The sequence below is a fragment of the Pseudomonas sihuiensis genome (genome assembly GCF_900106015.1).
Classification (GTDB): domain Bacteria; phylum Pseudomonadota; class Gammaproteobacteria; order Pseudomonadales; family Pseudomonadaceae; genus Aquipseudomonas; species Aquipseudomonas sihuiensis.
The window spans coordinates 488,505-501,652 of the sequence record NZ_LT629797.1; the positions used below are offsets into that span (position 1 = coordinate 488,505).

Here is a 13,148-nt window from a genome sequence, read left to right on the forward strand (position 1 = left end):
CAGAAAACTGTCATAGTTGCTGTCTAAAATCCGTTATAAAGCTGCAACAGGTTTATAGACAGATCGTTGAAGTGTTCCTGGGGGCTCCCCGGCATTCAGCTTGAAATGCTAAAAACCCTTTCTATACACTTGGCCGCTACCAGCTGCCTGGATTTGTCCAATAGGAGTGAAAACAAGGTATGAGCACCATCGAAGAACGCGTCAAGAAAATCGTTGCTGAGCAACTTGGCGTCAAGGAAGAGGAAGTAACCAACAGCGCTTCCTTCGTTGAAGACCTGGGTGCCGACTCTCTTGACACCGTTGAGCTGGTGATGGCTCTCGAGGAAGAATTCGAGACCGAGATCCCGGACGAGCAAGCTGAGAAAATCACCACCGTTCAAGAAGCTATCGACTACGTGACTGCCCACGCGCAATAAGTCACCGTCAGCTTTCTGATCGAGAAAAGCCGCACTGCCCTAATCAGGCGTGCGGTTTTTCTTTACGTGCAGGGCGCATGTGGCGCCTGAGTAGAACAAGAGGAGATTGCTGTGTCGCGTAGACGCGTCGTGGTTACCGGTATGGGCATGCTGTCGCCGCTGGGTAACGATGTGCCGAGCAGCTGGCAGGGCATTTTGGCCGGGCGCAGTGGCATCGGTCTGATCGAGCATATGGACCTGTCGGCCTACTCCACCCGTTTTGGCGGGTCGCTCAAGGGCTTCAATGTCGAGGAATATCTCTCCGCCAAGGAGGCGCGCAAGCTCGACCTGTTCATTCAGTACGGTCTCGCTGCCTGCTTCCAGGCCGTGCGTGATTCCGGTCTGGATATCACCGATGCCAATCGTGAGCGTATCGGTGTGGTCATGGGCTCCGGCATCGGCGGCCTTACCAATATCGAGAACAACTGCAAATCGTTGCACGAGCAAGGGCCGCGGCGCATTTCGCCGTTCTTCGTGCCTGGCTCGATCATCAACATGATTTCCGGCTTCCTGTCGATCCACCTGGGTCTGCAGGGGCCGAACTATGCCATTGCCACGGCGTGCACTACCGGCACGCACTGCATCGGCATGGCCGCGCGCAACATCGCCTATGGCGAAGCCGATGTGATGGTCGCCGGCGGCGCCGAGATGGCCGCCTGCGGTCTGGGCATGGGCGGCTTCGGTGCCGCGCGTGCGCTGTCGACGCGTAACGACGAGCCGACCAAGGCCAGCCGTCCGTGGGACAAGGGCCGTGACGGTTTCGTCCTCTCCGATGGCTCCGGCGCCCTGGTGCTGGAAGAGTTGGAACACGCCAAGGCGCGTGGCGCCACCATCTACGCCGAGCTGATTGGCTTTGGCATGAGTGGCGATGCCTTCCACATGACCTCGCCACCTGAAGATGGCGCCGGTGCGGCGCGCTGCATGGCAGCAGCCCTGCGTGATGCCGGTATCAATGCCGACCAGGTGCAGTACATCAACGCCCACGGCACGTCGACCTCGGCTGGCGACCTCGCCGAAGCCGCGGCAGTGAAGAGCGTGTTCGGTGATCATGCCTATAAGCTGGCGGTCAGCTCGACCAAGTCGATGACTGGCCACCTGCTTGGTGCCGCGGGTGCGGTGGAGGCGATCTTCAGCATCCTGGCGATCCGTGATCAGGTAGCGCCGCCGACCATCAACCTGGACGAGCCGGACGAAGGCTGCGACCTGGACTTCGTGCCGCATCAGGCCAAGGCCATGCCGATCGAAATCGCCCTGTCGAACTCCTTCGGCTTCGGCGGCACCAACGGCTCTCTGCTGTTCCGTCGGTACCACGGCTGATGCTGAGCTGGGTCAACGGCGCGCCCGGCGAGCAGTTGTCGGTTCGCGACCGTGGCCTGGCTTACGGTGATGGTCTGTTCGAGACCATCGCCGTGCGCGGCGGGCGCATCCCGCTGCTGGCGCGGCATATGGCGCGCCTTGCCGATGGTTGTCGGCGCCTGTCCATTCCCCTCGATCTGGTTCTCATTGAGCGCGAGCTGCAGGCGTTCTCCGGGCAACTGGGCGAGGGCGTGGCCAAGCTGATCGTCAGCCGTGGTGAGGGCCAGCGTGGCTACGCGCCGCCGCAACCCTGTCAGCCGCTGCGCATCCTGCAGGCGGCGCCGCTGCCGCAGTATCCCGCTGCGCATGCCGAGCAGGGCGTGCGTCTGTTTCCCTGTGAGACGCGTCTGGCCGAGCAACCGCTGCTGGCCGGGCTCAAGCACCTCAATCGCCTGGAACAGGTACTGGCGCGCGCCGAATGGCAGGACCCCGAGTGTGCCGAGGGCCTGATGCGCGACAGCAGTGGCCGGGTCATCGAGGGCGTGTACAGCAATCTGTTCCTGGTCGTCGACGGCGGGTTGGTCAGTGCGCAGTTGTCACGTTGTGGTGTGGCCGGGGTGATGCGTGCGGAGATCCTGCAGCAGGCGCAGTTGCTCGGGCTGTCTGTCGAGTTACGCGATGTTTCCTTCGACGAACTGCTGGATGCCGATGAAGTCTTTCTCTGCAACAGCCTTTACGGCATCTGGCCTGTACGGGCGCTGCAAGAGCGACACTGGTCGGTCGGGCCGCTCACCCGTAAACTGCAGGCCATCGTCTGCGACCTACTGAGTAAATAACTGGTGCTACGCAAGATCTTGGTGCTGCTTGAGTGCGGCGTGCTACTGGCTGCGCTGCTAGTCGTGGGTGCCGCCTGGCAGCAGCAGAGAGCGCTGGAGCAGCCTCTGCATCTGACTGAAGAAATGCTCCTGGAGGTGCCTTCCGGCGCCACGCCGAGCGGCCTGCTCAATCGCCTGGAGGCGGAGGGCGTGATCGACAACGCCTTCTGGTTGCGTCTGTACTGGCGCTTCAATCTGCGCGCGCCTGCCATGCACAGCGGCGAATACCGCTTGCTGCCCGAATACAACGCCCGCGACATGCTCGGCCTGTGGCAGCGCGGTGAGGTGGTGCAGTACAGCCTGACCCTGGTCGAGGGCTGGAACTTCCGCCAGGTGCGCGCCGCTCTGGCTCGCCAGGAGCGTCTGGAGCAGCGCCTGGCCGATCTCAGCGATGCCCAGCTGATGGAGCGTCTTGGCCTGGCTGGGCAGAATCCGGAAGGGCGTTTCTTCCCCGATACCTATCGCTACGTGCGCGGCATGAGCGACGAGGACCTGCTCAAGCAGGCCAACGTCCGTCTTGAGAGCGTATTGGCCGAGGAGTGGCAGAAGCGCGCCGAGGGTTTGCCCTATCGCGAGCCTTACGACGCGTTGATCATGGCTTCGATGATCGAGAAGGAAACCGGTGTACCCGAAGAGCGCGGCGAGATTGCCGGCGTGTTCGTGCGCCGGCTGCGCATGGGCATGCGTCTGCAGACCGACCCCACCGTCATCTACGGTATGGGCGAGCGCTACAACGGCCGCATCACCCGCGCCGACCTGCGTACGCCAACGCCCTACAACACTTACACCATCGACGGCATGCCGCCGACGCCGATCGCCATGGTTGGCCGCGAGGCGATTCACGCGGCGCTCAACCCGCTTGATGGCACCACCCTGTATTTCGTCGCGCGAGGCGACGGTAGCCATGTGTTCTCCAACACCCTGGCCGAGCACAACCGCGCGGTGCGCGAATATCAGCTCAAGCGTCGCGCCGACTACCGCTCCAGCCCCGCGCCACGCGCGGCGGCCGAAACCGAATAAGGGCAACCCGTGACCGGTCTGTTTATTACCCTGGAAGGCCCGGAAGGCGCCGGCAAAAGCACCAATCGCGAATATCTGGCCGAGCGCCTGCGCGAGCAGGGCATCGATGTGGTGCTGACTCGTGAACCCGGTGGCACGCCGCTGGCCGAACGGATTCGTGAATTATTGCTCGATCCGAGCGATGAGCCGATGGCGGCCGATACCGAGCTGCTGCTGGTGTTCGCCGCCCGTGCCCAGCATCTGCAGCAGGTCATTCGCCCGGCTTTGGCCAAGGGCAGCGTGGTGCTGTGCGATCGTTTCACTGATGCCACCTACGCCTACCAGGGTGGTGGTCGGGGTCTTTCCATCGAACGTATCGCGCAACTGGAGCAGTTCGTTCAGGGCGAGCTGCGCCCTGATCTGACGCTGATTTTCGATCTGCCGGTGGAGATCGGTCTGGCTCGCGCCGCGGCTCGCGGTCGTCTGGATCGTTTCGAGCAGGAAGGCCGTGGCTTCTTCGAAGCGGTACGCCAGGCCTATCTGCAGCGCGCCGAGCAGGCGCCACAACGTTATCGCGTGCTCGATGCCGGGCAGACCCTGGCTCAGGTGCAGGCCGATATCGATGCCTTGCTGCCGAGCCTGCTGGAGGCCTGCCGTGGCTGATGTCTATCCCTGGCAACAAGCGCTCTGGCAGCAACTCGCCGGGCGTAGCCAGCACGCCCATGCCTACCTGCTGCATGGTCCGGCCGGCATCGGCAAGCGTGCGCTGGCCGAGCGCCTGATGGCGCGCCTGCTATGCCAGAGCCCGAATGGGCTGGATGCCTGTGGCAACTGTAAATCCTGTCATCTCTTGGTTGCCGGTACTCACCCGGACAACTACGTGCTGGAGCCCGAAGAGGCGGACAAGCCGATCAAGGTCGACCAGGTGCGTGAGCTGGTCGACTTCGTGGTGCAGACCGCGCAGCTCGGTGGGCGCAAGGTCGTGCTGCTGGAGCCGGCCGAGGCGATGAACCTCAACGCTGCCAACGCGCTGCTGAAGAGCCTGGAAGAACCCTCCGGCAATACCGTGCTGCTGCTCATCAGCCACCAGCCCAGCCGCCTGCTGCCGACCATCAAGAGCCGCTGCGTGCAGCAGGCCTGCCCATTGCCGAGCGAGGCGATGAGCCTGGCCTGGCTGGCCCAGGCACTGCCCGAACTGGGTGACGATGAGCGCGTTGATCTGCTGACCCTTGCGGCGGGTTCGCCGCTGGCTGCCGTACGCCTGCATGCTCAAGGTGTGCGCGAACAGCGTGCCCAGGCCGTGGAGGGAGTGAAAAAACTGCTCAAGCAGCAGATCTCCCCGAGCCAACTGGCGGAAAGCTGGAACTCATTGCCGCTGAATCTGCTCTTCGACTGGTTCTGCGACTGGGCGCAACTGGTGTTGCGCTACCAACTGACCAAGGATGAGCAAGGCTTGGGCCAGGCCGATATGCGCAAGGTGGTGCAGTACCTGGCGGACAAGAGCGCGCAGGCCAAGGTATTGGCGATTCAGGAATGGCTGCTCGCGCAAAGGCAGAAGGTGATGGGTAAAGCCAACCTCAATCGTGTGCTGCTACTGGAAGCCCTGCTGGTGCAGTGGGCCGCCTTGCCAGGACAGGATCGCGGCTGATTGGCGCGAGAGCCGGATTCGGCAGGGCGTCACATTCTGCTGGCTGCCTGCCACCCGGTTGTTTGCGCATGAGCATGAACAAGCCCTAGAATCAGCCATTAAGCAATAAACGCTAGGAATGCGCTGATGAGCCTGCCACCCAATCTGGGTCCCCGTAACGGAATTCTGTCCCTGACCATCAAGGACAAGTCCGTGTTGTACGCGGCCTACATGCCTTTCATCAAGAATGGCGGTCTCTTCATTCCCACCAACAAGAGCTACAAGCTCGGTGACGAAGTGTTCATGCTGCTCAACCTGATGGATGAGCCGGAGAAGATTCCGGTGGCTGGCAAGGTGGTGTGGATCACCCCTAAAGGCGCTCAGGGCAACCGCGCCGCCGGTGTCGGCGTACAGTTCAACGACGGCGATAACACCGCTCGCAACAAGATCGAAACCTACCTCGCTGGCGCGTTGAAGTCCGACCGCCCGACTCACACCATGTAACCCGCTGGCCGCGAGTTTACTGTCCTCGCGGCCGAAGCATCTCCCCCAAGCGTCCAGGCGCCTGCCACTTTCGATTACAATTCGGGCTTTCCCTTTGCCCGAGTTCTCCCGCTGTGCTGATCGACTCCCATTGCCACCTTGATCGTCTCGACCTCGCTGCCCACGGTGGCTCGCTGGATGCTGCCCTGGATGCGGCGCGCGCCGCCGGCGTCGGGCATTTCCTGTGTATTGGCGTCAGCGCCGACAACGCCGCCACGGTCAAGGGCCTGGCCGAGCGCTATGCCGATGTCGATTGCTCGGTGGGCGTGCATCCGCTGGATCTCGAGCCGGGCGCCGAACCGGCGCTGGACTGGCTACTGGGCGAGCTGGCGCACCCGAAGGTGGTAGCCATCGGTGAGACCGGTCTGGATTACCACTACGAATCTGAATCCGCTGCGCTGCAGCAGGCCTCCTTCCGTCTGCATCTGGAGGCGGCGCGCATCACGGGTAAGCCGGTAATCGTGCATACCCGCGAGGCTCGCGCCGACACCCTGGCGTTGTTACGCGAAGCGGCGCTGCCACAGGCTGGCGTGCTGCATTGCTTCACCGAAGACTGGGAGATGGCCAAGGCCGCGCTGGACATCGGGTTCTATATTTCCCTGTCCGGCATCGTCACCTTCCGTAATGCCGAGGCGCTGCGCGATGTGGCGCGCCAGGTGCCGGCTGACCGTCTGCTGGTGGAAACCGACTCGCCTTACCTGGCGCCCGTGCCGCATCGTGGCAAGCCCAACCTGCCGCAATACGTGCGTGAAGTGGCCGAGTACCTGGCCGTACTACGTGGCGTCAGCTACGAGAGCCTGGCCGAGCAGACCTCGAGCAACTTCAAGCGTCTGTTCCCGCTAGCTGGTGTGGCCTGAAACTATGGCGTAGCCCGGATGCAATCCGGGGGGGGGCGGTAAATATTTCCCGGATTGCATCCGGGCTACGGTTCGCGCTTCTGTCATCAGACCAGGCAAAAAAAACCCGGACTCTGGGGGATGAATCCGGGTTAAGACCATTAGGAGTAAATCAAGGTACGCGGTCCACGGTACCTTGGCTGGCGGGGCACTTGGGGGGAGATGCCGCGCACCAGTAAGTTCCAGTATTAGCCATGATCAGCGAGCGTCCAGGCCAAAGCCTGAGTTTTTTAAACGGATTTGGAATACCGCGGACGCTGTTGAGTCCTCACCCTTTTGCCAGCTGGGTTAGCAGCCCCAGCGTTTCCTCGATCACTTGCTCTTGGGTGTAGAAGTGTGGCGAAAGCCTTACTCCCGGCCCACGCTGCACGCAGATCACCTGTTCCTCGCGCAGACGTTGATAAAGCGCGGGGTTGTTCCAGCCTGCCAGGCTGAAGTTGAGGATGCCGGCACGGCGCGCGGGGTCGAGCGGGCTATGAATCACCGCACCGGGTAATGCGCGAATACCGTCGTTCAGGCGCTGCACCCGTTTCTCCAGCAAGGCGCCGACCCGCTCCATACCCACTTCTTCGAGCAACGACAAACTCGCCTCTAGGGCGAAGGCGCCGAGCATGTTCGGGCTGCCGCATTCGAAGCGCCGCGCACTGCGGGCCGGTTGCCAGTCCTGGCGGGTGTAATCGCCGGCGTGCTCCAGCATGTGCCAGCCGTACTCGTTCAGTTTCAGCTGGTCGCGTACCGCACTGCGGCAATAGAACACCCCCAGGCCCTCCGGGCCGAGCATCCATTTGTGGCCGTCGGCCATGGCGAAGTCGCAGTTGTAGGCCTGGACATCGAAGGGCAGGGCGCCCAGCTGCTGGATGGCATCGATGCAGAACAGCACGCCATGCTGGCGGCAGCCGCGACCAAGGCGCGGCAGATCCAGGCGCAGGCCGCTGGCGAACTGCACGGCGCTGATCGACAACAGGCGTGTTCGCGGGGTGAAGGCGGCGAGCAGCGCTGCTTCCGGATCTTCGCCCTTGAGGCTGACCTCGACCACCTCCACACCCTGGGCGGCCAACGCCAGCCAGACGATGCGGTTGGAAGGGAATTCCTCGTCGCTGATGATCACCTGATCGCCGGCTCGCCAGTCCAGGCCGAATGCCACGAAGGACAGTGCCTCGGAGGTATTTTTGACCAGCGCAATATCACCGGTGCTTGGTGCGTTCATCAGACGCACAAGGCGTTCGCGTAGGCTACGCTCCAGTTTCAACCAGTCGGGATAATCACGTGCGCCGCTGGTCACGTTCGCTTCCGAGAACCGCCGCACCGCTTCAGCGCTGCGTTTCGGCCAGGGGGCGACCGCCGCATGGTTCAGATAGCGCAGTCCATTTTCCAGGGGGAACTCATCATGAAACACGTACATGGTCGGATGATCCGTGCAATTTGGCCGCATTTGGGCATAATAAGCGGCTTCGATTTTTGACCCCGTAGTCCCTTTATGCAGAAAGAACCCCGTAAGGTCCGCGAATTCCGTCGCCGCGAGCAAGAAATTCTCGATACCGCGCTGAAACTCTTCCTCGAACAAGGAGAAGACAGCGTTACTGTCGAGATGATCGCTGATGCGGTCGGTATCGGCAAAGGCACTATCTACAAGCACTTCAAGTCCAAGGCGGAGATCTACCTGCGCCTGATGCTCGACTACGAGCGTGATCTCAACGAGCTGCTGCATTCGGCTGACGTGGATCGTGACAAGGAAGCGCTGTCGCGTGCGTACTTCGAATTCCGCATGCGCGATCCGCAGCGCTATCGCCTGTTCGACCGCCTGGAAGAAAAGGTGGTCAAGGGCAATCAGGTGCCGGAAATGGTCGAGCAGTTGCACAAGATCCGTGCTTCCAACTTCGAGCGTCTGACCCAGCTGATCAAGGGCCGCATCGCCGAAGGCAAGCTGGAAGACGTGCCGCCGTACTTCCACTATTGCGCAGCCTGGGCCCTGGTGCACGGCGCCGTGGCGCTGTATCACTCGCCGTTCTGGAGCAACGTGCTCGAGGATCAGGAAGGCTTCTTCCAGTTCCTCATGGACATCGGCGTACGCATGGGTAACAAGCGCAAGCGCGACGCCTGATGCCTGGCATGTCGGCCACGGTAATGTGCCGTGGCTGACATAGCGATATACTCCGGTTCTTAACGAACTGGAGCTCTCAATGATCGTCGATCGCCAGGGCAGACGCTTTCGCAACCTCCGCGTCAGCCTGACCGCCGCCTGCAACTACGCCTGCACCTATTGTGTGCCGAACGGCAAGCGTCTGGTCGCCGCTCAGGACGAACTCTCCGCCGACGCCATGGCGCGTGGCGTGGCTTATCTGATCGAAGCAGCCGGCATCGAGCGCCTGCGCATCACTGGTGGTGAACCGCTGGTCAGCACGCGCCTGGAGCCTTTCCTGCGCCAGGTCAGCCAACTCGGTCTCGACGATATCAGCCTGACCACCAACGGCCAGTTGCTCGAGCGCAAGCTACCGCTGCTGGTCGAATGCGGTATCCGCCGTCTCAACGTTTCCCTCGATACCCTCGACGCCGACGCCTTTCGCAGCATCGCCCGCGGCGGCGACCTGGCCACCGTGCTGGCCGGCATGGAAGCGGCGCGCGAAGCCGGGATGAAGATCAAGGTCAACATGGTGCCGTTGCGCGGGCAGAACCTCGACCAGGTACTGCCGCTGCTGGAGTACTGCCTGGAACGCGGTTTCGAGCTGCGCTTCATCGAACTGATGCGCATGGGCCACCTGGCGCGTGACCCCAATGCCTTCAACCAGCAATTCGTCGGTCTGCCCGAGCTGCTCGAGCTGATCGGCAGCCGCCACCAGTACGTTCAGGCCAGCGCACCAGTGGACGCCACGGCGATGCGCTACGCCATTCCCGGTGCCGGTCATTTCGGCGTGATCGCCAACGAAAGCGTGCCGTTCTGCCGTACCTGCTCGCGTCTGCGCCTGTCGTCTACCGGCTGGTTGCACGGCTGCCTGTCGTCGAGCAACCGCCACTTCGTTGGCGACCTGCTGGACAAACCCCGTCACCAGGCCTTGCCGGCGCTGCAGCGGCTGCTGGTCAAGGCCCTCGGCGACAAGCAGGACCTGGCCTTCTCCGGCGGTGTCACCGTGATGAAGATCATCGGCGGCTGATGCTTGGGTTGGCTGTTCTGGAACGGCTTAGCTACGCAATCCTTTCTCGGCGACTGCCGACTGCTCTCTGAAAAAGAAAGCGGGTGCTTTTCATCAGGCTTTCGGTCCAGCCCAAAAGAAAGCCGCCCGAAGGCGGCTGCGAGCGTCAGGCGTATCGTCTTTCCAGGCGCCCGACGCTTGTCTCGTGATTACTTCTTCACTGCCTGCAGGTAATCCTTGAGGGTCTGCTCATCAGCTGATTTGACCGTCATGCCCTCCGGGCCGCTGCCGATGCCGGTGAATTGCTTGGCCGGCTCGCCGGTGGCTTTGAAGTCCTTCAGTTCCTGAGAGTTCTCGCGAAATACCCACAGACGGCCGTCCTCGATTTCGGTGACGAAGCCGGGCCTGTCGTACTGGCTGGCCAGCGCGGTGCCGGCGAAGAGGCTGGAGAGTATCAGGGCGGTCAGGGCGATCTTTTTCATCGTTGTGCATCCTAAGGTGTTTGGGGTGGGCACACCCTAGCGCAGGCTATGTGACTTACTTATTACATTATCCGTATATGCGTGTAACCAGATGTAAAAGCTGCCGAGCCCTCAGTGCAGGGCTCGCTCGTACCAGTTGCGACTATTGTTGACCATGCGTACCAGCCAGAGCATCACCGGCACCTCGATCAGCACGCCGACCACGGTGGCCAGCGCCGCACCGGAGTCGAAGCCGTAGAGTACGATAGCCACGGCCACGGCCAGCTCGAAGAAGTTGGATGCGCCGATCATGGTCGAGGGGCCGGCCACGTCATGGCTCACCTTGAGCGAGCGGTTGAGCCAGTAGCCGAGCGCGGCGATCAGCAGCGTCTGCAGCAGGATAGGCATGGCCAGAATGCCGATCACCAGTGGTTGTTCGACGATGGCCTGGCCCTGAAAGGAGAACAGCAGCACCAGGGTGGCCAACAGAGCGATGATGGAGAAGGGAGAGATTTTCGCCAGGGCCGCTTCGAAGGTGGGCTTGCCGCGCTTGAGCAGGTGGGCGCGCACGGCCTGGGCGATGGCCAGGGGGATGACGATGTACATCACCACCGAGAGCAGTAGGGTGTCCCAGGGCACCGGGATCGACGATACACCGAGCAGCAGGGCGACGATGGGGGCGAAGGCGAACACCATCACCAGATCGTTGAGCGCCACCTGGCTGATGGTGAAATTGGCGTTGCCATTACAGAGATTGCTCCAGACGAACACCATCGCCGTGCAAGGCGCGGCACCAAGCAGGATCAGCCCGGCCATGTAGCTGTCGAGCTGGTCGGCCGGCAGCCAGTCGGCGAACAGGATCTTGATGAACAGCCAGCCGATCAGGGCCATGGAGAAGGGCTTGACCACCCAGTTGACGAACAGGGTGACGCCGATGCCGGCTTTTTGCCCGCGCACTTCATGCAGCGAGCCGAAATCGATCTTCATCAGCATGGGGATGATCATTACCCAGATCAGCACGCCGACCGGGATGTTCACCTGGGCAATCTCCATGGCGCCTACCGCCTGGGCGGCCTGCGGTGCGACCAGACCGAGTGCCGTGCCGGCTGCGATACAGAGGAACACCCACAGGGTCAGGTAACGCTCGAAGAACCCCAGGGGCGCGCCTGCGGATTGCTTCAGGGTGGTGTCACACGCATTTGTCATCTTGGTTGCCTATCCTCGTCATTAGCGAATGGCCAAACATATTCGCTTTACTGTATATCTGCAAAATAATATATTCGCTCATGTGCATCCTTGACGGAAATCAACATGAGTCAGAAAAAGCGTGTCCTGTTCCTCTGCGTGGCCAACTCGTCGCGCTCGCAGATGGCCGAAGCGCTGCTGCGCCATACCGACTCCGAACATTTCGAAGCCTTCAGTGCGGGCACCGCGCCCACCGAGGTAGACCCACGCACCCGCGATGTGCTGGAGCACCTTGGCGTTTCCACCGCCGGGCTGTTCAGCAAATCCGTCGAGCAGGTGGCGGGCGAGCCGTTCGACTATGTGATCACGCTGTGTGACAAGTCGGCGCTGGAGTGCCTGGCGCTTCCCGGCACTGGCGAGTACATCGCCTGGAACTTCGCGGACCCGGCGACCAGCTCGCAGAAGGACGCCTATCGCAAGACCCTGCACGAGATCCACGAGCGGATAAAGATGTTCGTGCTGATCAAGAGCAAGCCAGCCAGTGCTGCCAACGACGACATGACCCCCACCGAGCTGTTCAAGTGCCTGGCCGATGAAACGCGCGCGCGTATCGCCATGCTGGTTACCCTTGAGCAGGAACTGTGTGTCTGCGAGCTGACTGCCGCGCTGGAAGAGGCGCAGCCGAAGATTTCCCGGCACCTGGCGTTATTGCGCAGCAGCGGTCTGCTGGAAGACCGCCGTAACGGGCAGTGGGTGTACTACCGCCTGCATCCGCAGTTGCCCGAGTGGGTCAGGGACGTGCTCAAGCGCACCCTGGACAGCAATGCCGAGTGGCTGCGCCCGGATGTGCAACGCCTCTGGCAGATGCGTGACCGCCCTGGGCGCAAGCCCGCCTGCGACTAAGCGGCGAGCCTCGTGAAGATCCTGTTCTGATCCCATTCCTGGAGCGATACCGTGCAAGACGATCTGCCCAACGCCGAGCTGCAACTGCTCGATCTGCCGACTGCGGCCAAGCTCACCCTCGAGTCAGCCTCGACCCACGCACCGCGCATCCTGCTGCTGTACGGCTCCACCCGCGAGAACTCCTTCAGCCGCCTGCTGACCGAGGAGGCCGCGCGCCTGTTGCAGCACTTTGGCGCGGAGACACGCATCTTCGACCCGCGCGGTCTGCCGCTGCCGGACGATGCCCCGGACAGTCATCCCAAGGTGCAGGAGCTGCGTGAGCTGATGCAGTGGTCGGAAGGCCAGGTGTGGTGCTCCCCCGAGCGCCACGGCGCGATGACTGCCGTGTTCAAGGCGCAGATCGACTGGGTGCCGCTGGCCATGGGCGCGGTTCGCCCGACTCAGGGCAAGACCCTGGCGGTGATGCAGGTATGCGGTGGTTCGCAGTCGTTCAACGTGGTCAATCAGCTGCGTGTGCTGGGGCGCTGGATGCGCATGTTCACCATCCCCAACCAGTCCTCGCTGCCCAAGGCTTTCATGGAGTTCGACGCAGAGGGCCGGATGAAACCGTCCTCGTTCTACGACCGCCTGGTGGACGTGATGGAGGAACTGGTCAAGTTCACCCTGCTGCTGCGCGATCGCTCCGACTACCTGGTCGACCGCTATTCCGAGCGCAAGGAGTCGGCCGAAGAACTGTCCAAGCGCGTCAATCAGCGCGCCATCTGAGCGAGGAAATTGCCC

General features: G+C 62.2%; 15 protein-coding genes. 12 read left to right on the plus strand and 3 right to left on the minus strand.

Features of this window, described 5'->3' with window-relative positions:
• The first annotated feature begins 179 nt into the window (after positions 1–179).
• From acpP to BLT86_RS02520, 8 genes are all read left to right on the plus strand, one after another.
• On the plus strand, positions 180–416 hold the full coding sequence (acpP, locus tag BLT86_RS02485; protein ID WP_003245177.1) for an acyl carrier protein: 237 nt from the start codon (positions 180–182) through the stop codon (positions 414–416).
• A 111-nt stretch (positions 417–527) separates the two neighbouring features.
• Positions 528–1,772, plus strand: coding sequence for a beta-ketoacyl-ACP synthase II (gene fabF / locus BLT86_RS02490; RefSeq protein WP_092374420.1), 1,245 nt, complete (start codon positions 528–530; stop codon positions 1,770–1,772).
• Positions 1,772–2,587, plus strand: a complete 816-nt coding sequence (gene pabC / locus BLT86_RS02495) for an aminodeoxychorismate lyase (RefSeq protein WP_092374423.1) — start codon at positions 1,772–1,774, stop codon at positions 2,585–2,587. Before fabF ends, pabC begins: the two co-directional genes overlap by 1 nt.
• 3 nt (positions 2,588–2,590) lie before the next feature.
• Positions 2,591–3,646, plus strand: a complete 1,056-nt coding sequence (gene mltG / locus BLT86_RS02500) for an endolytic transglycosylase MltG (protein WP_017677603.1) — start codon at positions 2,591–2,593, stop codon at positions 3,644–3,646.
• Positions 3,647–3,655: 9 nt separating this feature from the next.
• Entirely contained in the window at positions 3,656–4,288 is a 633-nt protein-coding gene (tmk, locus tag BLT86_RS02505) for a dTMP kinase (RefSeq protein ID WP_092374426.1), read from the plus strand.
• A complete protein-coding gene (locus BLT86_RS02510; RefSeq protein ID WP_017677601.1) occupies positions 4,281–5,273 on the plus strand; it encodes a DNA polymerase III subunit delta' in 993 nt (330 codons plus the stop codon). The genes tmk and BLT86_RS02510 overlap by 8 nt, the downstream gene beginning before the upstream one ends.
• A 126-nt stretch (positions 5,274–5,399) precedes the next feature.
• The gene (locus tag BLT86_RS02515) at positions 5,400–5,756 is read left to right on the plus strand and encodes a PilZ domain-containing protein (protein ID WP_003245164.1); all 357 of its coding nucleotides are present in this window, start codon (positions 5,400–5,402) and stop codon (positions 5,754–5,756) included.
• A 113-nt stretch (positions 5,757–5,869) separates the two neighbouring features.
• Positions 5,870–6,652: a TatD family hydrolase gene (locus BLT86_RS02520; protein WP_017677600.1), complete on the plus strand. Its 783-nt coding sequence runs from the start codon at positions 5,870–5,872 to the stop codon at positions 6,650–6,652.
• 307 nt (positions 6,653–6,959) lie between these two features.
• Here the strand turns inward: BLT86_RS02520 and BLT86_RS02525 are convergent, their stop codons facing one another.
• Positions 6,960–8,093 carry an aminotransferase class V-fold PLP-dependent enzyme gene (locus BLT86_RS02525; protein ID WP_017677599.1) on the minus strand — a complete coding sequence of 378 codons (1,134 nt, stop codon included), beginning with the start codon at positions 8,091–8,093 and terminating at the stop codon, positions 6,960–6,962.
• 75 nt (positions 8,094–8,168) lie between these two features.
• Between BLT86_RS02525 and BLT86_RS02530 the strand changes: the two genes are divergently transcribed.
• A complete protein-coding gene (locus tag BLT86_RS02530) occupies positions 8,169–8,792 on the plus strand; it encodes a TetR/AcrR family transcriptional regulator (protein WP_003461933.1) in 624 nt (207 codons plus the stop codon).
• A gap of 79 nt (positions 8,793–8,871) precedes the next feature.
• The gene (locus BLT86_RS02535) at positions 8,872–9,840 is read left to right on the plus strand and encodes a GTP 3',8-cyclase MoaA (RefSeq protein ID WP_017677598.1); all 969 of its coding nucleotides are present in this window, start codon (positions 8,872–8,874) and stop codon (positions 9,838–9,840) included.
• Between the two features lie 188 nt (positions 9,841–10,028).
• Here BLT86_RS02535 and BLT86_RS02540 read toward each other — a convergent pair whose 3' ends face one another.
• Together BLT86_RS02540 and arsB are read right to left on the minus strand one after the other, a co-directional pair.
• On the minus strand, positions 10,029–10,301 hold the full coding sequence (locus tag BLT86_RS02540) for a hypothetical protein (protein ID WP_017677597.1): 273 nt from the start codon (positions 10,299–10,301) through the stop codon (positions 10,029–10,031).
• A gap of 111 nt (positions 10,302–10,412) precedes the next feature.
• Positions 10,413–11,486 (minus strand): ACR3 family arsenite efflux transporter, encoded by a 1,074-nt coding sequence (gene arsB, locus BLT86_RS02545; protein WP_092374429.1) that lies wholly within the window; start codon positions 11,484–11,486, stop codon positions 10,413–10,415.
• A gap of 105 nt (positions 11,487–11,591) precedes the next feature.
• Between arsB and BLT86_RS26190 the strand changes: the two genes are divergently transcribed.
• Together BLT86_RS26190 and arsH are read left to right on the plus strand one after the other, a co-directional pair.
• A complete protein-coding gene (locus BLT86_RS26190) occupies positions 11,592–12,368 on the plus strand; it encodes a metalloregulator ArsR/SmtB family transcription factor (RefSeq protein ID WP_092374432.1) in 777 nt (258 codons plus the stop codon).
• 51 nt (positions 12,369–12,419) lie between these two features.
• Positions 12,420–13,133 carry an arsenical resistance protein ArsH gene (gene arsH, locus BLT86_RS02555; protein WP_092374435.1) on the plus strand — a complete coding sequence of 238 codons (714 nt, stop codon included), beginning with the start codon at positions 12,420–12,422 and terminating at the stop codon, positions 13,131–13,133.
• The last annotated feature ends 15 nt before the right edge of the window (positions 13,134–13,148 follow it).